23 protein-coding genes are annotated in these 22,778 nt (G+C 57.5%); 20 read left to right on the top strand and 3 right to left on the bottom strand.

Annotation, left to right across the window (positions count from 1 at the left end; all coding sequences use genetic code 11):
* The first annotated feature begins 88 nt into the window (after positions 1–88).
* The 5 genes from YH3_RS31540 to YH3_RS31520 are packed head-to-tail and all read left to right on the top strand — an operon-like array spanning position 89 to position 5,351.
* A complete protein-coding gene (locus tag YH3_RS31540) occupies positions 89–1,303 on the top strand; it encodes an enoyl-CoA hydratase-related protein (RefSeq protein WP_064444731.1) in 1,215 nt (404 codons plus the stop codon).
* A gap of 1 nt (position 1,304) precedes the next feature.
* Positions 1,305–2,465, top strand: coding sequence for an acyl-CoA dehydrogenase family protein (locus tag YH3_RS31535; protein ID WP_064444730.1), 1,161 nt, complete (start codon positions 1,305–1,307; stop codon positions 2,463–2,465).
* A 32-nt stretch (positions 2,466–2,497) separates the two neighbouring features.
* Positions 2,498–3,820: an NAD(P)/FAD-dependent oxidoreductase gene (locus YH3_RS31530; RefSeq protein ID WP_064444729.1), complete on the top strand. Its 1,323-nt coding sequence runs from the start codon at positions 2,498–2,500 to the stop codon at positions 3,818–3,820.
* 52 nt (positions 3,821–3,872) lie between these two features.
* Positions 3,873–4,064 carry a ferredoxin gene (locus YH3_RS31525; protein ID WP_064444728.1) on the top strand — a complete coding sequence of 64 codons (192 nt, stop codon included), beginning with the start codon at positions 3,873–3,875 and terminating at the stop codon, positions 4,062–4,064.
* Between the two features lie 33 nt (positions 4,065–4,097).
* A complete protein-coding gene (locus tag YH3_RS31520; RefSeq protein ID WP_064444727.1) occupies positions 4,098–5,351 on the top strand; it encodes an NAD(P)/FAD-dependent oxidoreductase in 1,254 nt (417 codons plus the stop codon).
* 28 nt (positions 5,352–5,379) lie between these two features.
* Here YH3_RS31520 and YH3_RS31515 read toward each other — a convergent pair whose 3' ends face one another.
* Positions 5,380–6,105, bottom strand: coding sequence for a TetR/AcrR family transcriptional regulator (locus tag YH3_RS31515; RefSeq protein ID WP_064444726.1), 726 nt, complete (start codon positions 6,103–6,105; stop codon positions 5,380–5,382).
* Between the two features lie 660 nt (positions 6,106–6,765).
* Here YH3_RS31515 and YH3_RS31510 point away from each other — a divergent pair.
* From YH3_RS31510 to YH3_RS31460, 11 genes are all read left to right on the top strand, one after another.
* Positions 6,766–7,533: an ABC transporter permease gene (locus YH3_RS31510; protein ID WP_064444837.1), complete on the top strand. Its 768-nt coding sequence runs from the start codon at positions 6,766–6,768 to the stop codon at positions 7,531–7,533.
* A gap of 122 nt (positions 7,534–7,655) precedes the next feature.
* Positions 7,656–8,423, top strand: a complete 768-nt coding sequence (locus YH3_RS31505) for an ABC transporter permease (protein ID WP_082920739.1) — start codon at positions 7,656–7,658, stop codon at positions 8,421–8,423.
* A gap of 6 nt (positions 8,424–8,429) precedes the next feature.
* Entirely contained in the window at positions 8,430–9,614 is a 1,185-nt protein-coding gene (locus tag YH3_RS31500) for an MCE family protein (protein ID WP_064444725.1), read from the top strand.
* Complete coding sequence (locus YH3_RS31495) at positions 9,611–10,612, top strand: MCE family protein (RefSeq protein ID WP_238592744.1); 1,002 nt, start codon at positions 9,611–9,613, stop codon at positions 10,610–10,612. The genes YH3_RS31500 and YH3_RS31495 overlap by 4 nt, the downstream gene beginning before the upstream one ends.
* A gap of 3 nt (positions 10,613–10,615) precedes the next feature.
* Positions 10,616–11,611, top strand: coding sequence for an MCE family protein (locus YH3_RS31490; protein WP_064444724.1), 996 nt, complete (start codon positions 10,616–10,618; stop codon positions 11,609–11,611).
* Positions 11,608–12,762, top strand: coding sequence for an MCE family protein (locus YH3_RS31485; RefSeq protein ID WP_082920715.1), 1,155 nt, complete (start codon positions 11,608–11,610; stop codon positions 12,760–12,762). Before YH3_RS31490 ends, YH3_RS31485 begins: the two co-directional genes overlap by 4 nt.
* Positions 12,759–13,856 (top strand): MCE family protein, encoded by a 1,098-nt coding sequence (locus tag YH3_RS31480; protein ID WP_193777219.1) that lies wholly within the window; start codon positions 12,759–12,761, stop codon positions 13,854–13,856. The genes YH3_RS31485 and YH3_RS31480 overlap by 4 nt, the downstream gene beginning before the upstream one ends.
* On the top strand, positions 13,853–15,325 hold the full coding sequence (locus YH3_RS31475; protein WP_064444722.1) for an MCE family protein: 1,473 nt from the start codon (positions 13,853–13,855) through the stop codon (positions 15,323–15,325). The genes YH3_RS31480 and YH3_RS31475 overlap by 4 nt, the downstream gene beginning before the upstream one ends.
* Positions 15,289–15,882, top strand: a complete 594-nt coding sequence (locus YH3_RS31470) for a hypothetical protein (RefSeq protein ID WP_064444721.1) — start codon at positions 15,289–15,291, stop codon at positions 15,880–15,882. The genes YH3_RS31475 and YH3_RS31470 overlap by 37 nt, the downstream gene beginning before the upstream one ends.
* Before the next feature lie 68 nt (positions 15,883–15,950).
* Complete coding sequence (locus YH3_RS31465; RefSeq protein WP_154100386.1) at positions 15,951–16,406, top strand: h domain protein; 456 nt, start codon at positions 15,951–15,953, stop codon at positions 16,404–16,406.
* Between the two features lie 103 nt (positions 16,407–16,509).
* Positions 16,510–17,523, top strand: a complete 1,014-nt coding sequence (locus YH3_RS31460; protein ID WP_064444719.1) for an ABC transporter ATP-binding protein — start codon at positions 16,510–16,512, stop codon at positions 17,521–17,523.
* A gap of 5 nt (positions 17,524–17,528) precedes the next feature.
* On the opposite strand, the gene YH3_RS31455 is transcribed toward YH3_RS31460, so the two are convergent.
* Complete coding sequence (locus YH3_RS31455) at positions 17,529–18,128, bottom strand: TetR/AcrR family transcriptional regulator (protein ID WP_193777218.1); 600 nt, start codon at positions 18,126–18,128, stop codon at positions 17,529–17,531.
* A gap of 226 nt (positions 18,129–18,354) precedes the next feature.
* Positions 18,355–18,489, bottom strand: coding sequence for a hypothetical protein (locus YH3_RS37205; protein ID WP_274522702.1), 135 nt, complete (start codon positions 18,487–18,489; stop codon positions 18,355–18,357).
* 249 nt (positions 18,490–18,738) lie between these two features.
* Here YH3_RS37205 and YH3_RS31450 point away from each other — a divergent pair, with 249 nt between their 5' ends.
* The 4 genes from YH3_RS31450 to YH3_RS31435 are packed head-to-tail and all read left to right on the top strand — an operon-like array spanning position 18,739 to position 22,770.
* Entirely contained in the window at positions 18,739–19,140 is a 402-nt protein-coding gene (locus YH3_RS31450) for a hypothetical protein (RefSeq protein ID WP_064444718.1), read from the top strand.
* Positions 19,141–19,155: 15 nt separating this feature from the next.
* Complete coding sequence (locus YH3_RS31445) at positions 19,156–20,694, top strand: acyl-CoA synthetase (RefSeq protein ID WP_064444717.1); 1,539 nt, start codon at positions 19,156–19,158, stop codon at positions 20,692–20,694.
* Between the two features lie 4 nt (positions 20,695–20,698).
* Complete coding sequence (locus YH3_RS31440; protein ID WP_064444716.1) at positions 20,699–21,958, top strand: cytochrome P450; 1,260 nt, start codon at positions 20,699–20,701, stop codon at positions 21,956–21,958.
* Positions 21,959–21,978: 20 nt separating this feature from the next.
* Positions 21,979–22,770, top strand: a complete 792-nt coding sequence (locus tag YH3_RS31435; protein ID WP_064444715.1) for a coniferyl-alcohol dehydrogenase — start codon at positions 21,979–21,981, stop codon at positions 22,768–22,770.
* Positions 22,771–22,778 lie beyond the last annotated feature (8 nt).

Below are 22,778 nucleotides of genomic sequence, written 5' to 3'. Positions count from 1 at the left end.
GTGATTGAGTTCCGCCTTTCTGGGTCAGCCTTGACGGGCACACACTTTTTTATTTATATTAGATTTAAATGATGATGAGGAGGGATCGATGAGCATTGACCAGGAAACCGAAGCAGGCATTGCGGCACGGCTGTATGTTGCTTTGGGAAGTGGTGATCGCGATACGTTGTCGGACTTGATCGCTCCCGATTTTGTCGGACAGACCACTGACGGGCTCCCGCTCGATCTCGGTGGCACGCATGAAACCGCCGACGCCATGCGAATCAATTTTTGGGGACGCATCGCGAAGAACTACCGAGCACAGGCAGAGCCCAAGGAATTTCACCTTCTCGATGACGGCAGGCTTTTTGTCTCGGGACGGTACAAGGGGGAAGGGCGGGTGTCCGGCGCCCAACTGGATGCGGAGTTCAATCACGTTCTCACCTTCGCGGGTGGACGAATCACCGGGCTACATCAACTGACAGACAGTCAGCGTTGGCACGAGGCTCTCGTCGTCGAACCTTCTGCAGCGTGCGTGTTTGAGACCATCGAATTCGAAATTGACAAGGGTGTCGCAGTAATTCGACTGAACCGGCCGGATCAGCGCAATGCTATTGATCTGACTATGGGTGAGGAACTCCTGGTCGTGGCACGACGTTGTGCTTCGGACTCGGCCGTACGCGCGGTTCTTATCGAAGGCGCCGGCCCAGACCTGACAGTCGGCGGCGATATCGCGTACTTCACCACCGCCGAACCTTCGTCATACGGTGAGTTGTTTCGTCGGATGACGGGTCCGTTCCATGAGGCGTTTCGCGTTCTGAGCCGGATCAACGCTCCGATCGTGACGGCGGCACATGGTTCGGTTGCGGGCGGTGGTTTGGGCTTCCTGTACACCGCGGATATCACCCTGGCAGCGGAGGGCACGAAATTCGTGACGGCGTTCGCCGGCATAGGCCTTTCAGGCGACGGCGGCGGAACCTGGCATCTACCGCGGCTCGTCGGCGCTCGTCGAGCTGCTCAGATGTACCTCGAGAATTACGTCCTCGGAGCCGATGAGGCACTCGAATGGGGCCTGATCAACGCCGTTGTCCCGCTTGACACGTTGCATGAACAAGCCTTGGCGCGCGCAAAGAAACTGGCGCAAGGTCCCACCATGGCGTTCGGCGGCATGCGCGCCTTGTTGCGGGACTCCTGGACGAACACTTTGTCCGAGCAGCTCTTGAACGAGACCGAAGGTGTTGCACGTACCGGCAATTCATGTGATGCGCGAAACGCAATCGGCGCGTTCATGGACAAGCGCCGACCGACATTCGAAGGACAGTGATATGACAGGTTTGATCAGAGACACTGACGAACACCGCTTGATTCGGGAAAGCGTCGCGAAGATAGCAGATCGCTACGGTCCCGGCTATTTCCTCGAACGTGCGCGCAACAACGGCAACATCGACGAGTTGTGGAAAGAACTCGGGGAAGCCGGATTGCTCGGTGTCCATCTCCCCGAAGAATTCGGTGGCGGTGGAGGCGGCATGGCCGAAGCCGTCGTGGTCGTCGAAGAACTTGCAGCGCACGGCTTCCCGATGCTCATCTGGGTGATCTCGCCGGCAATCTGTGGGTCGATCCTCAGCTTTCACGGCTCTGACGCGATGAAGAAGGCTTGGCTTCCAGGCATGGCCGACGGGTCGAAAAAGATGGCCTTCGGATTGACCGAACCCGACGCAGGTTCTAACAGCCACAACCTCAAGACCACGGCCCGCCGTGACGGAGACGGTTGGGTCATTTCAGGTGGAAAGTACTACATTTCCGCCGTCGACGAGGCAGACGCACTTCTGCTCGTCGCACGCGACGCCGAACATTCGACGGATGAGCGTAAAGCACTGTCGCTATTCGTGGTCCCCACCGACACACCGGGCCTGACGTTGCAAAAAATCGACACGTCCATTGTCTCACCGGATAAGCAATTCACCGTGTTCCTCGACGACGTTCGGGTAGGACCGGAGGCACTCATCGGCGAGGCTGGAAATGGACTACGCCAAGTATTCTCGGGACTCAACCCCGAGCGAATCCTGGTAGGTGCAATCTGCAGCGGCGTCGGCCGCTACGCACTGGACAAGGCAGCCGCTTACGCGAAAACCCGCCAAGTCTGGTCCGAACCGATCGGTGCCCATCAAGGCGTCGCACATCCCTTGGCCGCCGCCCACATCGATGTTGAACTCGGACGATTGGCAACTGCCCGAAGTGCCGAACTCTTCGACGCCGGGGAGAACGCAGCCGAGGCCGCGAACATCGCGAAATACGCTGCGTCTGAGGCATCCCTCAAGGCTCTTGATCAGGCGATACAGACACACGGCGGGAACGGTTTGACCCACGAATATGGCTTGTCCGAACTGTGGTTCGTCACCCGGTTGATGCGAACAGCGCCGGTCAGCAAGGAAATGGTGCTCAACTTCGTGGCACAGACCTCGCTCGGCTTGCCCCGCTCGTACTGACACCCAGCCCGATCAAGGAGTTGCAAACAAGTATGAATTCGACAGAAATGCTGAAGTTCGACGCGGTAGTCATCGGAGCCGGCGCGGGAGGCCTGTTCTCTGCGGCACGTTTGGCACACGCGGGATACAAGACATTGGTCGTCGAGAGTCTCGACAAAGTAGGCGGCCGCGCTTCGACGGATGACATCGACGGTTTCAAGGTCAACAACGGCGCGATCGTGATCGAACTCGGAGGCATCACCGAAGAGACCTTCACTGAAGTCGGAGCGAACTTCGGTGTGCGCGAGCCTAGCCCACCAATTCTGTACCGCATCGCAGGTAAAGATGTCGACGTAACCGGTGGTGGATGGGGATTCCTCCTCGGAAAACTGACCAGGCAGGGCGCCAAACTCGTCAAAGGAATTGGAGCAGCGCGCAATGACAGTGGGTTGCCTGAGGATGAGTTGTCGACAGCCGACTGGGTCGCGAAGTACACAAAAAATGAAGGTGTCCATGGCATTTTCCGCAACATGTGCGCGTCGGTGTTCGCCGTCAGTTCTGAGGAACTTCCTGCGAAGGTGTTCCTGACATATTTCACCCGCAAGAGTGCGTTCAAACGATTCGGGTTCCACCCGGAGGGATCGATCGGCGTGTGGCGCTCGTTGGCAAATTCGTTGGAGTCGAACGGAGGCGAGGTTTGGCTGTCGAGCACTGTCGAATCGATCACCACGGTCCAGGGAAGTGTCACCGGAGTAGTGGTCGACAGAGCCGGCACACAAGTGACAGTCGAAGCCCCGGTTGTGATCAGTGACGCCGGGCCCGCTGCCACGCTCGGACTGGTGGGGGCAGACAAGCTCCCGACTGAGTACGTGGATACGGTGAAGCGAGGAGACCGCCCGTGCTCGATGATAGCTGTCAACTTTGCCAGCGAGGAACGTCTCGTCGAGGTGCCTGGCATGCTCAGTTTCGCAAAGTCACGTCGACTCGCCTACATCGCCAACTTCACCGATGTCTGCCCTGAAATGGCACCGGATGGATGGCACCTGTACGTCGGCGGAGCGATCCCGAACCCTTCGGTCGGAGATTTCGACGAGGCCTCCGAGATCGAACTTGTCATGGAGGACCTCCGTGACGCCATCCCAGGATTCGATCACAAGGCACGCATTCTCTCCACGAATGTCACTCGTGACGGTTGGCCACCTCAGCGTGCAGTTTCGGGATTCGACCTACCGAACACAACACCGATCGAAGGACTGTGGAACGTCGGAGACGGCGTGAAAGAATACGCCAACGGCGGAACCACTGCATGCGCAGAGACGGCCAAGATCGTCGTCGAGCATGTCAAGGCACAGTTTCCGATCTTCACCTCAGCGTGACAGTACAACTGAAGCAGCCGAAAAGTGCTGCCTTACAGAAAGAGTCAAGATAATGAAGGTCGTCGTCGACCGTTCCAAGTGCACCGGACTCGGGATCTGCGAATCGTTGGCACCCGCTTTCTTCGAAGTCGATGAATCCGGTGATCTGCTGGTGCTCAAGGAAGATATCGAGCCTGGAGAACTCGCGGAAATAGAAGAGGCTGTCGCGGGTTGCCCCACGGAAGCCTTGAAGATCGAACACTAAGTGAAGCTCCATATTTGAACGAAGGATAGTGCGATGGACAACGCTCACCACGACTCCCGACGCTTCGTCGTTGTCGGAGCTTCTCTGGCAGGCCTGCGAGCAGTCGAAGCAGCGAGGAAAGCTGGCTTCGAGGGTTCGATCACCTTGATAGGTAGGGAATCACATCTGCCCTATGACAGGCCGCCGTTGTCCAAAGCATTTCTCGAGCCGCGCACGGACGCAACCGAACCAGAAGTCCCGTGGTTCAGGTCGGAAGAGACTTTTGCAGACGACCTGGATGTCACGTTGCTTCTCGGAAGGCCGGCCACCGGACTCGATACCGCACGAAAGGTCGTCCATATCGACGACGATCAAGTTTCGTACGACATCCTGATCATTGCGACCGGCGCAGAGGCTCGTGCACTTCCCGGAACCTCGAACTTGGCCGGGGTGTACGGGCTGCGAACAATCGACGACGCAATTGCAGTTCGCGCTGCGCTCGAACACGGGGCGCGAACTGTAGTCATCGGGGCCGGTTTCATAGGCTCGGAAGTCGCGTCCAACGCGAACAAGCGCGGCCTCGACGTAACCGTCGTCGAAGCGCTACCGACTCCGCTGGTTCGCGCCGTGGGTCCTGCCATGGGCAGCGCAATCGCTTCGCTGCACGAACGGAACGGCACAGAACTGCGTTGTGGGGTCGGTGTCTCCGCTGTAGAGGGGGATGGACATGTCGAGCGGGTGGTCTTGGCGGACGGAACAGTTCTTCCAGCGGATCTCGTTGTCGTCGGAATAGGCACGGCGCCGGCAGTCGATTGGCTGGCGGATTCTGGTCTAACACTCGACAACGGTGTGGTGTGCGACGAAACTCTGTGGACCGGAATTGACGGCGTGTACGCCGCCGGTGACGTTGCCCGATGGCACAACCCGCTCTTCGACCGGTTGCAGAGGCTCGAGCATTGGACCAGTGCCGCAGAGCAAGGAGCGGCCGCCGCGAGAAATGCTCTGTCGCCTGAGGTGCCGAGGCCTTACTCGACGGTGCCTTACTTCTGGTCTGATTGGTATCAGAGTCGCATTCAGTTCGTCGGTATCACCGACGCCGACGAGGTCCTCCTCGTTGACGGCGACATCAACGAGGATGGGAAGTGGGTGGCACTGTATCGAAGCGGTGACACGTTGGTCGGCGCACTCACGGTCAACGGACAAACTGACATCATGAAGTATCGCGGCCTGATCACGAAGAAGACTTCATGGAAAGATGCTCTTGCCTTTGCGGAGACGCGTAAAGCTATTGCGGCAGTGCGAACTTAGATCTCGATCTGCCCGCGGGGAAGGACGATCAACTGTCCTGCGCGGCCGCGCGGCTTCGGCGCGCGGGCGCGCGGCGTTTAGGCATGACGACCGGTGGTGCAGCCAGGGCATCTTCTGCGATTGGACCAATGCCAGCCCGTACAATTGACTGGGCTGTTTGAACGACGACGTCGAGTGATCCACGCCGGGGATTCCACCACTCAGCAGCCCAGTTGAGAGCACCCATCACGAGCATTCTCGCGACCCGAATATCGATATCGGGGCGAATTTCACCCTCGTCGAGTGCGTCCTTGAAGAGTTTCCGCCAGATTTCGCCGTACTTGGCTTCCTCCGCTTTCTGCCGCTCCCGCATGTTCTCAGGGAGCTGTCCTGCATTGCGAATAGACGCAGTAGTGTAATCAGAGATTTCCAGCTCGTGACGCAAGTGCGCCTCTACCGCGATCATGATGCGGTCCATCGGAGTCTTGTCCGAATCAACCTTGTCCAGTGTCGAGCGCAAGTGCTCTCGCATGTCTGCGATACCCACCCACATCACTTCTTCAATGAGATCCTCGCGTGAGGGAAAGTAGTAGTAGATAGCTGGGGCTTGGAGTTCCGCGTGATCAGCCACGTCTGTCAGCCGAGTGCCCGAATATCCCTTGATGCTGAGGATGTGTGCGGCAGCGTCGAGGATCCGTGTCCTCGTGCGTGCGGACTTGGAGTCACTCGGGCCCTCATCGCGCGGCACAGTTTTCGAAGTTGGGTTTCTAGCCATAGTTAGACTATAGAAGGATTCGCTTCCTCGACGGCATCGGCAGGCCGTTTCACCCATGGAGCGCGGCGAAACGAATCGATGTGCCTTGGTGGCGACTTTGGCGGGCCACACGATACCCGCACGCGTTCGGTCGAGTGATCCTGCTGGACGAGCGTGCCTACTTGATCATTGATCGCAATATCCGTTTCCGTCGGCGCGGAAGAAGAATCGGTGCGGTCTCGCCGACCTTGACTTCGTATACGGGTGACGATCGCCCATCCGCGTCGCGGCAAACGGCCCTGCAGAGGTGTCAGTGATAGCGGGAATAGCAATGAAGGCACCCAGGGTCGTCAATCCAAAGCGGGGATCAGGAACACCCGGTGGTGGACATGGCTCCCAGAGCGGCATAGACGGCTGATGGTGTGTCGAACGGTCGGTTTTCGGAAGGCTAATTCGAATATAACTTCAAATATGTGTGCTGTCGGGGTTGCGTTCGGCCTTCGAAATGTGACAGGCTTCATAGGACTTTCGCCCCCTTGGTTCGCCATCAAGGGCATTCACCTGCAGTCTATTTCGCGCAGTCGCGATGCAATCAGCACTGGTTCGTCGCTGGCATTTCGCGGCGTTCAAGAACTGGGGCATCATCCATTGCGATTTGAATCAAAATTCAAGCGTGTTGATCTGTCTGCTACAGGAACTGCCGCATCGGGTGCGACCAGGCAGGTGGGCAGCTTCTATGCGACTGCGCTCGACGCATTGCGAGGGCTATTTCGGCGCCCCTTCCAGTTTCGCGAGTTCGTCGAGCAGGCGTGGTTCGTTGCCAGCGTATCGATAGTCCCTACCCTGCTGATGGCGATACCGTTCTGCGTTATCGTGGTCTTCCAGATTAATCTGCTCCTCACCGAGATCGGGGCGGTCGACTTCAGCGGCGCCGGCGCGGGGTTGGCGGTAGTGCGTGAAATCGGGCCGGTTGTCACCGTGCTCGTTGTCGCTGGTGCGGGTGCTACTGCGATTTGTGCCGACCTCGGCTCTCGGAAGATCCGAGAAGAACTCGACGCCATGGAGGTTCTCGGGATCGACCCGATCCAGAGACTTGTAGTGCCGAGGGTCATTGCCTCGACAGTGGTAGCACTCTTCCTTAACGGATTGGTCACTACGGTCGGCCTTGTTGGTGGCTACGCCTTCGCAGTGTTCCTTCAGGGAGCGACTCCCGGTCAGTTCGTCACCAGCATTCCCATCCTCACCAGTTTCAGCGATCTTATCGTCAGCGAGTTGAAGGCCGCAGTCTTCGGGCTCCTTGCAGGACTTGTGGCATGCCACTTGGGTTTGCGGGCAAAAGGAGGGCCGAAAGGTGTTGGGGATGCAGTCAATCAAACCGTTGTCTTCAGCTTCGTGCTGCTGTTCCTTGCGAACTCAATTATCACCACGATCTCATTGCAGTTGAAGTAGAGGAAGGCTTGCAGTTGTTCAGATCCGTAACCAAGTCAGGTGCGGGAGGTAGTCGTTCGTCGACTGCTCTTCTCCGTGCAGGGAATGTCCCCGTGGACAAGCTTGCCGGATTCGGTGCCCAGATGATCTTCTACGCGAAAGCCTTTCTGTGGATCCGCCGAACGGTGGTGCGCTACCGCAAAGAAGTCTTGAGACTGATCGCGGAGGTGTCGTTGGGCAGTGGAGCACTCGCCGTGATCGGTGGGAGCGTCGTTGTCATCGGATTTCTTACTGCTGCAGCCGGATACGAAGTCGGGCAGCAAGGTACGAAAACTTTGGGCAACGTCGGGATAGCCGCATTGTCCGGTTTCGTGTCAGCGTTCATCAATACGCGCGAGGCGATACCCGTCATCGCTGGAGTGGCCTTGACCGCCACCGTCGGCGCCGGCTTCACTGCGCAGCTCGGAGCAATGCGGGTCAGCGAGGAGATCGATGCTCTCGATGCAATGTCGATACCCTCTCTCCCGTACCTCGTCACTACTCGGATAATCGCCGGCTTCGTAGCCGTAATACCGCTCTACGCAATAGCGTTGATCATGGGCTATGCGTCGACGCGCATCGTCACCGTATGGCTCGCCGGCGAATCCCGCGGCACTTACGCGCATTACTTCAGTGTTTTCCTTGTACCAACCGATGTCCTCTGGTCTCTTCTCAAGGTTCTGGTGATGTCTTTGGTCGTCATGTCGGTTCATTGCTATCACGGATACAACGCATCGGGCGGCCCTGCCGGAGTGGGAGTCGCTGTCGGTCGGGCAGTGAGAACGTCGCTGATCGCGATCATGATTGTGGACTTGCTTATCGGCATCGCTGTTTTCGGTGGGCCTTCGGCCAACGTGAGAATCTCGGGGTAGAGGAGGATGGCTGCATTGGAAGTTTCCCGCCTGTGGCGAGCATTGATAGCACTTGCCACTATCGTTGTGCTGCTACTCGCCGCCGCAGTATCCGCGGCGCTCTATGCAGGAGCGTTCACACGGTCGGTGCAGGTTCACATTCTCGCCGACCGGTCCGGACTCTTGATGGATCCGGGCTCAGACGTCAAACTCAGGGGGGTAGTCATCGGCACTGTTGCAGACGTCGAATTTGCCAACAACAGAGCAGAGCTCACGCTGGATATAGATCCAGGGCAACTGGCGAACATTCCTCAGAATGTGTCCGCGTACTTGGAGCCGACGACAGTATTCGGGCGAAAATTCGTGACTCTGCAAATACCGAATGACCCATCAGATTGGGGTCTCGAAGAAGGATCCGTGATTGACAATTCGGACGTTACCGTAGAAGTGAATGATGTCTTCACGAACCTTGTATCCGTCCTCGACGCAGTGGATCCGCAAAAACTCAACGCCACTCTCGGAGCCGCAGCAACTGCGTTGGATGGCCGCGGGGACCGACTGGGGCAACTTCTCGTCGACCTCGACGACTACCTGAGCAAGTTCAACGGCAGTATACCCACGCTCCAACGAGATCTTCCGAAGCTCGCAGAGAACGCTGACACCTTTGCCGACGCTTCGCCCGAATTTCTCTCTCTAGTAGGAAATCTCAGCGTCACGAGTGACAGCATCGTAGCGAAGGAACCGGAACTCACCTCGTTCATCCTGAGCTTTACCGAACTCGGCAACTCCGGCGAAGCGTTCTTCCGCGAGGTCGCCGAACCACTGACACAAGCGCTGTCGTCGCTGCGGCCGACGACAAACCTCTTCGCACAGTATTCGCCGCAGACGGTGTGTTTCTTTGCAGGAATGAGCCAAAATAGACACTTCCTCGAAAACACTGTCGGAGGAACGAAACCTGGACTCAATGTTCAGTCGACGGTTCTACTCGGTGACCCGGCCTACGCCTATCCGGATAACCTCCCGATCAATGCCGCTGACAACGCGCCGGACTGCTACGGGGCCGGACCCATCGATCCGAATTCCACTGTCCCGCCGCATACTCAGTTCCATGATGGAAGCGAAGCCTACGAACGCGAGTTCACGCTCGGGGAATTGGCCCAGTCGCCGCTCCTGACACTCCTGTACGGTCCGACCAGCGTGTTTGCGCAGTGAAGGCGCGCGCGCCGGGCACTAAACTGGTGCTGTTCATGATCGTCACTGCCTTGACGACGGCGTTGTTGGCCACGGTCGTCGGCAACATGCGCTTCGGTGCTTCTACGACGTATCGCGCCCTTTTCGCTGATGTTTCAGGACTGGTGCCGGGCGAGGACGTCAAAGTTGCCGGTGTACCGATTGGCAAAGTGGAGACTGTGCAGTTGCAGGACTCCACGACCGGCATTGTTAGCTTCTCGCTCGACGACAAAGTGAAGTTGACCGAATCGAACAGGCTTGCAGTGAAATACAAGAATCTCATCGGCGATCGATACCTGGAGATTTCACAAGAATCGACCGGAGGTCTTGCGATACCTGCTGGCACGACAATCCCGCTCGAACGAACGCAATCCGCTTTGGACCTCGATGATCTGGTCAACGGTTTTCGTCCGTTGCTACAAGGCTTGGACCCCGAACAGACGAATCAATTCTCAGCTTCGCTCATCCAAGTGCTCAATGGGCAGTCAGACGTGATCGGCACCCTGGTAGCTCAAATCGGCTCGCTGACGAACACACTTGCCGATCGGGATCAGACTATTGGTCGGGTGATCGACAATCTCGACACGGTACTGGCAACAGTCGACAATCGAAGCCAACAATTCTCCTCGATGCTGGACCAACTCCAACGACTGGTCGGCGGACTGGCTACTGACAAGGAGACAATCGCCACCGCGCTGGAGAATGTCGACGCTGTAACCGGCACTCTGACGGAGATACTCAAAGAATCAAGACCCTCTCTGCAGCAAGATATTTCACAGCTAGGAGCATTGTCGAGCAACCTGAACGCGAGTTCGGACACACTGAACTTGGTGCTCGCGAAGCTGCCCGAAGCCTACAAATTGCTCGGACGAGGGCAGTACGGAAGTTTTTTCAACTTCTACCTGTGCGGAGTCGCGGTCAAGTTGAGCGACCAGTTGACCTCGCCGATGTTCACTTCCCCGACTCAAAGGTGCCAGTAACCGATGAAGCCATTCAGAGAGCGAAACCCCATTCCGATTGGGATCCTCGGAACAGCAGGGGTACTGGTAGCGCTGGTGGTTGCCTTCAACTTCGATTCACTCCCAGTGATCAATGACACCACTTCGTACACAGCGGAATTCGTGGACGCCTCCGGACTCAAAGAAGGCGACGATGTCCAAGTCGCGGGCGTCAAGGTTGGCAAGGTCAAAGAGATCGAACTCAACGGTGCGATCGTGGAAATAGCGTTCACCGCCGGATCCGACACACTGACATTGGGGGACCAAACCGGCGCCGCCATCAAAGTGCAGACCGCCCTCGGACGGCGGTTTCTGGAACTGGAGTCGAGTGGACGAGGCGAATTGCGTTCTGGGGATGTAATCCCCATTTCCCGAACCCGCGCGAGCTTCGACGTCAGTCAGTCGCTATCCGACCTCACCTCTACGGTGGCGGACACGGATGTGCCCTCACTGTCGGCGGCGCTCGACTCCGCTGGGGATGTTCTCGCTGATCTTCCACCCAATTTGCGTGATTCTCTCACCGGACTCGGGCGGCTATCGGACACAATTTCTTCTCGCGATGAGACGTTGGCGTCCCTACTTACCTACGCAAATGGGGTGTCAGGTGTACTTGCAGAACGGGATCAGCAACTCGCAGCACTGTTCGGTGACGGCACGGCATTATTCGATGCGATCAACCGCCGGGCGGACACTGTCCATTCTCTGCTGATAAATGTCGAGGCGGTATCGAAGCAGCTCGACGCTGCCGTGGCCGAAAACCGAGATACCCTTGGCCCGACGCTCGATCAGCTGAACGATGTGCTGACCTTACTTCAGAACAACTACGGGAATCTCAACGAGAGCCTCGTACGCGCGGCACCATTCGTCCGGCAAATCGGCGAAGCCGTTGCCACCGGTCCGTATTTCGGCGTAATTATCCAGAACCTGATTCCGGCAGATCTGCGCGGTCAGATCGCGAGTAGTTTCGGAGGTCCGCGATGAAATCGCTACGACAACGATTGCCGCGCACATCGACAGTGGTGATCGTCTTAACAGCGAGCGCGTTGGCGGTGTCGGCAACCTTCCTGATGGTGGACAAGGTATCTACCAATCACGCGGTGGCATATTTCGTCAATTCAACGGGGCTGTACGAAGGAGACCCGGTTGCGATTGCAGGCGTCCCAGTAGGAAGTATCGACAAGATCGCCCCGGACGGCGACCGCGTTCGGATCGAGTTCAGTATCGATAGCGACTACTCTGTGCCCTCGGACGTTCAAGCTGCAATCATCTCACCCACCCTGGTCACCGGCCGCTACATACAACTCTCACCCGCGTACACAGGTGGAGACACAATGGACGACGGGGCTGTGATACCACTCGAGAAGACAGCAGTCCCCATCGAGTTCGACGAACTCAAGAACCAGCTGGCGAGCCTAGCAGCAGAACTGGGGCCGGAGGGACTCAACCGTGACGGTTCCGTCAACGACTTCTTCTCCAAGACATCGGATACGTTGTCGGGCAACGGCGCGACCTTGGGCGAAACAGTCAACGAATTATCAAGAGCTGCAAAAACCTTGAATACCAGCGGCACGGATATCTTCGCGACCATCAGAAATCTTCAGACCTTCGTCTCAGCCTTGGCGGCAAACGATGACCAGGTCGGCAGCTTTGTTCGGGAATTGGCATCACTGTCCGCACTGCTCAACGACAACCGGACAGAATTCGATGCCGCCATCAATGCGCTTGTTCCAGCGCTCGAACAAGTTCAAACCTTCGTTGCTGACAACCGGAATCGACTCAGCACGGATGTATCTCAACTCGTGGACATCACCCAACTCTTAGTAAACCGGCAGGACGATATTGCCAAACTGCTGCACGTCGCACCGACGGCGCTCTCGGATCTCTACAATATCTGGGACCCGGATGCGAACTCGCTCACCGGCGCACTCATGGTGCCGGACCGTGTGGATCCGTTGAATCTGATCTGCGGATTATTGACAACAGTGGGCGCCCCTCAGGATCAATGCGCTCAGGCAGCGCAGGCACTCGGATCGACCGCGCTGTACCCGACGGTTCCCCCACCCGCCGGACATGCGGGAGCCGGAACTGTCACCGATCTGACCCTGCCGACTATCGAAAGCGAAGGACCATGATCCGCGCACGCCTGATGCAGACGACAATTGGCGCCTGTGGCGCTGCACTTGCACTCGCTGGATGCAGCTTCGACGGGCTCAATTCAATTCCGCTACCTGGAAACTCGACAAAGGGCGACACATACCAGGTGACAGTGCAGATGGCGGATGTACAGAACCTAGTGGCAAACTCGGAGGTGAAGTCGGCCAACGTCACGATCGGAACCATTCGGAAAGTAGAAGTGAACGGATGGTCCGCGTTACTCACCGTCGAATTGCAACAGGGAAATGGTCTTCCCGAAAACACCACCGCCAAGCTCGCGCAAAAGAGTCTGCTCGGCGCACAGTACCTCGAACTGAACGCTCCCGATGATCAGTCGCCCATCGGAACACTCAGTGACGGTGACGTCGTTCCGTTGGACAGAACCAGTCGCTATCCGGAGACGGAGGAAGTGCTTTCAACGCTGTCACTGCTGTTGAATGGCGGTGGATTGGAGCAGATTCGAGCAATCACCACTCAGATGAACGCAGCGATGGGCGGAAGAGAGGAACAGATACATGATCTCTTCGGCCGACTCGGGACCTTTGTCGACGGCCTTGACGTCCAACGTGACCAGATCGTCCGAGCAATCGACAGTATCGATCGTCTAGGCGTGACTCTGTCCGAACAGACAACCACGATCGACACCGGGATCGCCTCTATCCAACCCGCGGTGAATGTCCTCGAAACCCAACAGACACAACTGGTGACGATGCTCGACAAAGTCGGATCTGCCGCCGATATCGCCAACAACGTCCTCGCCGCCGGCCGGGACGACCTCAAGGCAAACCTAGCAAGCTTGGCGCCAACCCTCACAGAACTTGCCGCATCGGGTTCGACCCTGGCTGATTCGCTGGTCATCGCAGGCACCGGGCCATTTCCTGTCACCACAGCTGCTGACACGATCAGAGGTGACTACATCAACTTGTACATGACTTTGGATCTGTCACTCCCGACCCTTCAGAACGATGTTCTCGGAAGCATCCCCGACCCAGGAGCACTGACGGGGATGGGGACTGCGACAGGTGCGGTCGACCCGCTCCGAGCGCCGACCGAAGATCGGGGAAACCGATGACCACGTTCGTTCGACGACAGTTGCTCGTATTTCTCGTACTGACGATCCTCAGCCTGGCGTACGTCTCCGTCAACTATCTGGGTGTGCAACGCGCTGCGGGACTTGGAATCTACACGGTGCAAGCGCATTTCGAGGATGCCTCAGGGCTGTATGCGAACGCGATCGTGACGTACCGGGGGATAGACATCGGCCGCGTGACTGCCATCGAAGTAACGAAGGCCGACGTCGTTGCCACCCTCAAGATGGACTCCGATCACGACGTCCCGGAATCATCGAAGGTCGCCATCCGGAGTGTGTCTGCTATCGGCGAGCAGTACGTCGACTTTCGCCCCGCCTCGACAGAAGGTCCGTACTTGAGGGAGGGAAGTTCAGTCTCAGTTGACCGAACCTCGCTCCCCACATCGACCGGAACGCTGCTGTCAAATGCTGACGCTCTACTTGCCTCGATTCCACGCGACGATCTGAAGACGACAATCGACGAGTCTTTCGCAGCGTTCAACGGCATCGGTCCGGCACTTGGCACGCTGATCGACTCCTCTCAGGACCTCGTTACCCTTGCCCTCGCAGATATCGGTCCCACGACAAAACTGGTGGAGGATTCAGAGCCTCTCCTGGACACCGGAATCGATGTCCAGGATGAAATACGCTTGTCTGTACGCGATCTCAATTCGTTCAGCGAGCAGCTCGTCATGAATGATGCGCAAATCAGAGCCACCCTCGACAGGGGCATAGGATTTGGAGCCACGGTGGCTGGAACCTTCGATGACCTTCGACCGGCCCTGCCCGTTATGCTCGCCAACTTGCAGACCTCTGGTGAAGTGATACGGGTCAACCTGCCTAATCTGCAACAGATATTGGTTGTGTACCCGGCACTGTCCTCGGCATTCTCCAATGTTCACCGCGGATTCCAATTAGACGGTGATCGAGAAAAGGGACAGGGGCCCTTGGACGTCAAATTGGGAAGCAGTCAAAATCCGGCTCCGTGCACCGAAGGTTTCGAGGATATTCAACGACGAGATCCGTCGGACACGTCACCGATGGAACCGAGCACCACTTCGTATTGCACGTTGCCGTCAAGTGATCCGCGTGCTGTGCGAGGTGCACGAAACCTGCCCTGCGCAACAGATCCCACCGTACGCACAGCTGAAGTCAGCGAATGCCCACGCGGGCTTCCGTCGACCTGGCAAGAGATGTTGGCATCACCAAATGGCGCCACAGGTCCGGGCCAGTCGACTTATGGAACAGGAATTGGGCCCGTGGCCGGCACCATCCCCGAGACGAGTGCGGGTGAACCGATCACAACGACAGCAGGGGCCAATGATGTGGCAGTTCCCTACGATCCGTCGAGTGGAAGGTTCGTATCGCCGAAGGGCCAGTCGTACATCCTTGCAAACGTCTTGCGAGACCCCAATGCCAGTAAGGAGAAGTTCACATGGCAGGACCTGTGGCTGACGCCACTATCGATATGAACGGTGAAGTAACCGATGCACCGGCCGAGGACCACAGTGCACTCGAAGTCGAGATGCCCGCGCCCGCGTTGCCCTCGTCACGAGGCGCAGTAGTACTGGTTGCGCTGGCACTTATTGTGGCAGTCCTGGCAACGGTATCGGTCGTACTCTTGCGTTCGGATCAGGGACGCCGAGATGAGCAGGCTCGCGGACAGGATGTTCTCGTGACCGCACATCAAGTTGCCGTCGACCTCGTCACCTTGCGGTACGGCAGTGCGCGTGATGATTTGGACCAGATTCTGGCTTCGACGACTGGCGATTTCAGACAACAGTTCGCCGATGTTTCGGGAAGCTTCGAGAAGGTCCTCGGCGACGGACAAGTGCAATCGACAGGGCAAGTTGAACTCGCCGGCATCTCGAAGATCGACGACGGTCAGGCAACGGTCCTGGCTGCGGTGACATCCACAGTCAAGAACACAGAAGCGCCGGATGGTGAGAGAAGGACGTACCGAATGAGACTGACCTTGGACAACATCGACGGTGATTGGCTCGTGTCGAATGTCGAGTTCGTAGCATGAGGGCACACCGAAGTCCTATTGCAGTCGTTGGCGGCTGGGGACCTGGGCTCAGACGTGGAGTGACGTGCATGCTTGCCGCTGCGATGCTTGCGCTATCTGGATGCATTGTGTGGCTCTATCTCGATATCGGGAGGCATGACGAAATCAAGATCGCAAGGTCCGAAGCTACTGCCGCAGCGAGCGAACAAGTCCCCGCTCTCCTGACCTACAACCCTGCCGACATCGAATCGACGCTGTCGTCGGCAACGCAGCAGCTCACCGGACCCTTCCGAGTACAATTCGAAACGCTCGCTGATCAGGTCATCATCCCGACCGCGAAAGACAAGGGCGTGTCGACCAAAGCTGAAATAGTCGAAAGCTCGGTGGTTACCGCAGATTCGGAAAGTGTCACGCTGCTGCTGTTCGTCAACCAAACCACGACGACGACCGTCACTCCGGATCCAGTTCTCGATGGAAGCCGTGTGTCAGTCGCACTCACCAAGGTTGGGCCGGACTGGTACATCTCTGACCTGAAACCCGTCTGACTGAATGCCTAGGAATCACCCCCACTCGTTCGATCGGGTAGAACTGCGCGCGATGCAATGAGAAACCGTATAGGTAGCTGAAGCGAAGAACAGGTGTGTCCCCATGGGAGTAGAAGTAGCTGTATCCAATCTGACCAAGTCGTTTGGCTCACAGAAGATTTGGCAGGATGTGTCGCTGACCCTTCCTGCCGGCGAAGTAAGCGCCCTACTCGGGCCATCGGGGACCGGAAAATCTGTCTTCTTGAAATCGTTGATAGGGCTCCTCCGCCCCGAAGAAGGCCAGATCATCATCGACGGAACAGATATCCTCCAATGCTCGTCGAAAGATCTGTACGAAATTCGAAAGCTGTTCGGTGTTCTGTTCCAGGACGGCGCGCTCTTCGGTTCGATGAATCTCTACGACAACATCGCCTTCCCGTTGCGAGAGCACACCAAAAAATCGGAGACAGAAGTCCGACAGGTTGTGATGGAGAAACTCGAACTCACCGGCCTGATCGGCGCCGAGGGGAAGCTTCCCGGTGAGATATCCGGAGGTATGCGGAAACGAGCCGGCCTCGCCCGGGCACTCGTTCTCGATCCGCAGATCATTCTCGTGGACGAACCGGATTCCGGCCTGGACCCCGTGCGCACTACTTACATCAGTCAGACGCTCATTGACATCAATGCCGAGACCGACGCGACGATCCTTATCGTCTCGCACAACATCAACCTCGCTCGCACTGTTCCGGACAACATCGGCATGCTGTTTCGACGCAGACTCGTGATGTTCGGGCCTCGTGAAGTGCTTCTCACCTCGGAGGAGCCCGTTGTCAAGCAGTTCCTCAACGGGACAATGATCGGTCCGATCGGAATGTCCGAAGAAAAAGACGAGGCTACCCGAGCCGCAGAGCAAGCTATGGTCGACTCCGGTCACCACGCTGGAGGTGTCGAGGACATCGAGGGCATCGTTCCACAAATGAAGGCAACACCCGGCAAGCCCCTCCGCCAAGCCGTGGCACGGCGCCAGGACCGCGTAGCGCAGAACCTGCACACGTTGCCGCCAAAAGCTCGTGAAGTGGTCATGCAGTCACTCGAAGAAGGTCAATACTCAGTGGCCGGCGCCTCAGCATGTAGATAGCGGGGTTATCGGCCTGCGTGATTTCGTGCGGAATCGAGTAGGAGCCGAAGTGACCAAGCGAGATCCCCTGAATTCAACCCGTCCTCGTCGTATTCGAAACCGATCAGAAGCGCTACACCGGCGCGAGCATAGCGGCGAGCCAAAGATGCGTCGGCAAGAATATGCCTGAACGCTTGTTCTGCGACCTCGAATCTGTCGTGATCGACTGCTCGCTGGACATGCGCGGCCTCTGGGTCAGCTGAAGACCAGGCTCGAATTGCGGCTTCGGCTCTATGGGGCAACTCTTGAACAGCTGCGAGCAACAATTCGAGGCGCTCGACGGGGTCTGATTGAGTCGAGGCAGCCTCGACAAGTCGAGTCGTGCGCTCTGCGTGCCAGTACGCGAGCAATTGTCTCGTGAAATCCTTCCAGCTGCCGAAGCTGTAGTAGAAAGCGCCCGTTGTCACCCCTGCTCGTTTGCACAACGGCGCTAACTTGAGACCCCCGTAGCCCTCAGTTGCAAGGAGCCACAACGCATGCTCGAAGAAGGGTCGCCTGAGGTCGTTGCCCGACCTGACGGCTTCTGGCAGTGGTTTCGGGGATCGTGACGGCTGCGGGCGCACCATCCGATGGTACGTCCTTTCGTCGGTGACCAGCTGCGCGGTAAAAAGTTGCGCGGGCATATTGATGCGAGGCAACCGGGCTGGACAAGAATAGGCTGCCCTCTGCCCTGCAGAACTGCGGCGACCATCCGATCCAGTCCGTCAACGATGCGTACGGGCGCGTACGGATGCCGCGGATTGATTTTCCTACAAGCAGACCTGACGACACACCGTGACCATCGTCCAGAGATCAATCGATGGACGTGATCGATCGATTACTTCCGACCCGTACCTCTCTGCGGTCGAGGACCAGGCCCGTGTCGGCCTTGTTCGCCCGCTTGTAGAGGGTCGTGATCGCCTTGGTCACGGCCTTGCGCTGACTCATCGACAGGTCCATCGTCGGAGCCCATCGCGCAGGGGACAGCACTCACGGGAGGCGGCTGGTTGCGCGCGCACTTTGGTTGAGTCAACGCGACCCTTGCATTCCATTATAAGTAGAGTTATGTTTGCATGTGACATGCGGCGCATGAGCTACAGCAAGCCCGTAACCGCTGTCCTACTTGCTAAGTCTCAAATTTTATTCGATTTGAGAATAAAAAAGTCTCACAGATCGCTGATCTATAGGAGGAAGTGCATGGCGTTCAAAGACGCAGCAGAAGTCCGCAAGTACCTCGGAGGGGTTTTCGAGGTGGCTTTCGCCGATCCGGAGATCGGTCCCAAACTCGGCGCCACTGGCATCGTCCTGAAGACGATCTACACGGCCCCTGATGCGATCATCCTCATCGACACGACGACAGGTGAGGTAACCGAGGGGGAATTGGGCTCCGCATGCACCGCCTCGATGACAATGACTGCAGAAACCGGCAATGCGTACTGGCAAGGCAAGGTCAATCTCCCGTTGGCGATGGCAAAAAGCAAGATCAAGGTGGAAGGGAACGTGGCAGCGCTACTCAAGCTGGCGCCCCTCGGTAAAAAGCTCTACCCCCGCTACATCGCAACTCTCCAGGCCGATTCCCGCGCCGATCTCATCGCCTGATCAGGAAGCAGACCCATGTATCCCGGCGCTCATTCACAGACGACACCCGACAAGCCAGCCGTCATCATTGCGGACAGTGGTCAGACGCTCACATACGGACAGCTCGATGCGAGGTCGAGTTCATTGGCTTCCGCATTGCATGAACTCGGCCTCCGAAAAGGCGATGGCGTTGCTGTCCTTGCGGACAACGCAGCCGAGGTCTTCGAAATCTACTGGGCAACAATGCAATCAGGCCTCTACATTACGCCAGTCAACCGAAACCTCTCGGCCGACGAAGTGGCCTACATAGTCGACGATTCCAATGCCAAGGTCCTTTTCGCTTCCGCCGAAATTTCGGATCTGGCGTCGAAAGTACGAGAACTGCTCCCAACAGTTGCCTACGCTTACAGTTTCGGCGGAAGAATCGCCGGCTACGAGTCGTACGAGGAGCTAGTGGAATCAGCGCATGCGCCTTTGACGCAGAGACCCCGCGGCGCAGACATGATGTACTCTTCGGGCACGACGGGGCGGCCGAAAGGTGTTCGCGCAGCGCTGCTGCCGATCGATGTTTCCGAGCCCGGCGACCCGGTGACGGGATTGTTGGCGCACGTCTTCAAAGTGGGTCCCGACGACGTCTACCTTCAACCTGCGCCGATTTACCATGCTGCACCGTTGAAATGGTCAGGCGCGATCCACGCTCTCGGTGGCACAGTGGTGATGATGAAGAAATTCGATGCCGAGGGCGCACTCTCGGCCATCGAGAAGTACAAGGTGACCATCGCGCAATTTGTACCGACAATGTTTGTACGCATGCTGCAGCTGCCGGCCGAGACGCGTAACGCTTACGACCCAAAATCTTTGCGACTTGCCGTGCATGCTGCGGCGCCGTGCCCACCCGAGGTGAAGCAGGCGATGATCGACTGGTGGGGCCCTGTTGTGTTCGAGTACTACGGGTCCACCGAGCAACACGGGATGTGCTTTGTATCCACGCCGGAGTGGCTGATTAAGCGCGGCTCGGTGGGCAAGCCGGTCATCGGCCAACTGCACATTTGTGATGACGACGGAGCGGAACTTCCTGCAGGCCAAGTCGGATCAGTGTACTTCGAGCGAGAATCCATGCCGTTCACCTATCACAACGACCCCGAGAAGACCGAGGCTGCAAGGCACCCCCATCATCCCAACTGGACTTCTGTGGGCGACCTCGGATACGTCGACGAGGATGGGTACCTCTTCCTCACGGACCGGAAGTCATTCGTCATCATCTCCGGCGGTGTCAATATCTATCCGCAAGAGATCGAAAACGTATTGACACTGCACGAAAAGATCTACGACGTCGCAGTCATCGGCGTACCAGACGCCGAGATGGGCCAGTCCGTGAAGGCTGTCGTCCAGCTGAAGAACGGCGTGATCCCCTCAGATCAGCTCGCAGACGAGATCATCTGCTACGTCCGTGAGCGGATCGCGCATTTCAAAGCGCCCCGCACCGTGGACTTCGTCGACGATCTACCCCGAACGCCTACGGGAAAGCTTGTCAAGCGTGAGCTCGAAAAAACCTATCTCGCTCAAGGAGTTTGAGACAATGACATCGACACTTCAACCACCCATTCGGGAATACGATCCCCTGTCGATTTCCCCTGTGGCGTTCTGGGGAGCAACAGCAGAAGAACGCGAAGAGACCTTTCGTCAGCTCCGCGAGCAGCGGCCGATCAGCTGGCATCCCCCGCTCGAGGGAGCCCTGATGCCGCCGGAGAATGACGGAGTCTGGGTGTGCACAACACACGACTTGATTGCTGAAGTAAGCAAACACCCCGAATTGTTCTGTTCGGGCCAAGGATTTCAGTTCGAGGAAGTGCCGGACGATATTCTCGAGGCCGCCGGCTCGTTCCTCGGGATGGATGCGCCTCGCCATGGAGCACTACGTAAGTTGGTCAGTGCCGCGTTCACTCCGAAGCAGGTCGCAAAAATCCACGATCAGATCAAACGTCAGGCTTCGACAATTGTCGATGATCTGTTGACAACCACAGAAGGCGATTTCGTCACCCAGGTGTCGAAGCGACTCCCGATGTGGACGATCTACGAGATGATGGGTCTCGACGACGAAGACAAACGAAACGAAGCGGCCCATCACGCAGACGGAATGGTCTCCTGGGCCGACGAGGACGTTGCCGCCGGTCGTGAACCCGGCGAAGTTCTCAACGACGCTTTGGTGAATCTGCTGATGCTCGGAATGGAACTTGCTGCCGAACGCCGAGAAAACCCACGGAACGACCTGATGACCAATCTCGTCAACGCCGAGGTCGACGGCACCAAGCTCACCGACGAGGAAATCGGCTCATTCTTCGTACTCTTGTCAGTTGCCGGAAATGACACAACTCGCAACACGATCAGTCTGACGCAGAGAGCATTTCAGCAGTTCCCGGAACAGCGAAGCTACCTTCTCGGAGACTTCGATGGACGAATTGGTACAGCGATCGAAGAATTTGTTCGTTTCGTATCACCAGTCATGTCGTTCCGGCGCACGGCCACCCAGGAAACCGTACTCGGCGGACAAACGATCGCTGCGGGGGAATGGGTGGCGATGATCTACTCCTCGGGAAACCGTGACGCAAAGGTCTTCGACCGACCCGACGTATTCGACCTGAGTCGAAATCCGAATCCACACCAAGGTTTTGGTGGCGGTGGCCCACACTTCTGCATGGGGAACTTCGTCGCCAAGATGCAGCTGCGGGAGATCTTCGACCAGCTACTGCACCGGGCGCCGACGCTGCATCTCGGCGAACCCACTTATCTGACAGGCAATTTCGTTCGCGCTGTCAAATCAATGCCTTACTCGCTCTGAGTGCTCGAAAGGTCATCACAATGTCAGAATATGCAGGAAAACGCTATGTCGTAACTGGAGCTGCATCAGGAATAGGGCATTCGGTTGCCGAGAAACTCCTCGCGGCAGGCGCAGAGGTATACAGCCTCGACCGAAACACCCCTACCGCCGCAGTAACCGAGCATATTCAGGTCGATCTTGCTTCGCCCAACAATATCGACGTAGCTCTCGAGAGCCTTGAGGGTAAGTTCGATGCGCTACTCAATGTCGCCGGGATTCCCGGCACTGCACCAGCTGATCTGGTGTTCGCCGTAAACTCCCTTGCTGTACGGCATCTCGCTGAGGCATTCCTTGAACGGCTGACCGAGGGAGGAAATATTGTCGTTGTCTCCTCCACAGCAGGGTTCGGATGGCCTCAACGACTCGACACCATTCGGGAGGTCCTGGCCACGGACACCTTCGACGAGGGCGCACAGTGGTTCAAGGAACATCCGCAGGAAGGCAACGCGTACAACTTCTCCAAGGAAGTCACTACCGTCTATGTCATGTCGATGGGCCTGGCGGTCCATGAGATGGGATTTCGGATCAACGCGGTGCTGCCTGGGCCAGTCCAGACACCAATCTTGGCGGACTTTCGCGAGTCCATGGGCCAGGACACCATCGACGGCCTCGAAACATTGCTCGGACGGCACGCACTCCCAGAGGACATCGCCGATGTAGTGCTGTTCTTGGCCTCGGATGCTGCCCGCTGGGTGAACGGGGAAACAATCACGGTGGACGGCGGCACAGGCGGCGCTGTCTTGTCCGGCAGCGTACCGACTCCCGAGTTCTGAGCGCGTGC

The sequence above is a fragment of the Rhodococcus sp. YH3-3 genome (genome assembly GCF_001653035.1).
Taxonomy (GTDB): Bacteria; Actinomycetota; Actinomycetes; order Mycobacteriales; family Mycobacteriaceae; genus Rhodococcus_F; species Rhodococcus_F qingshengii.
This window is presented reverse-complemented; position numbering and strand designations above follow the sequence as displayed.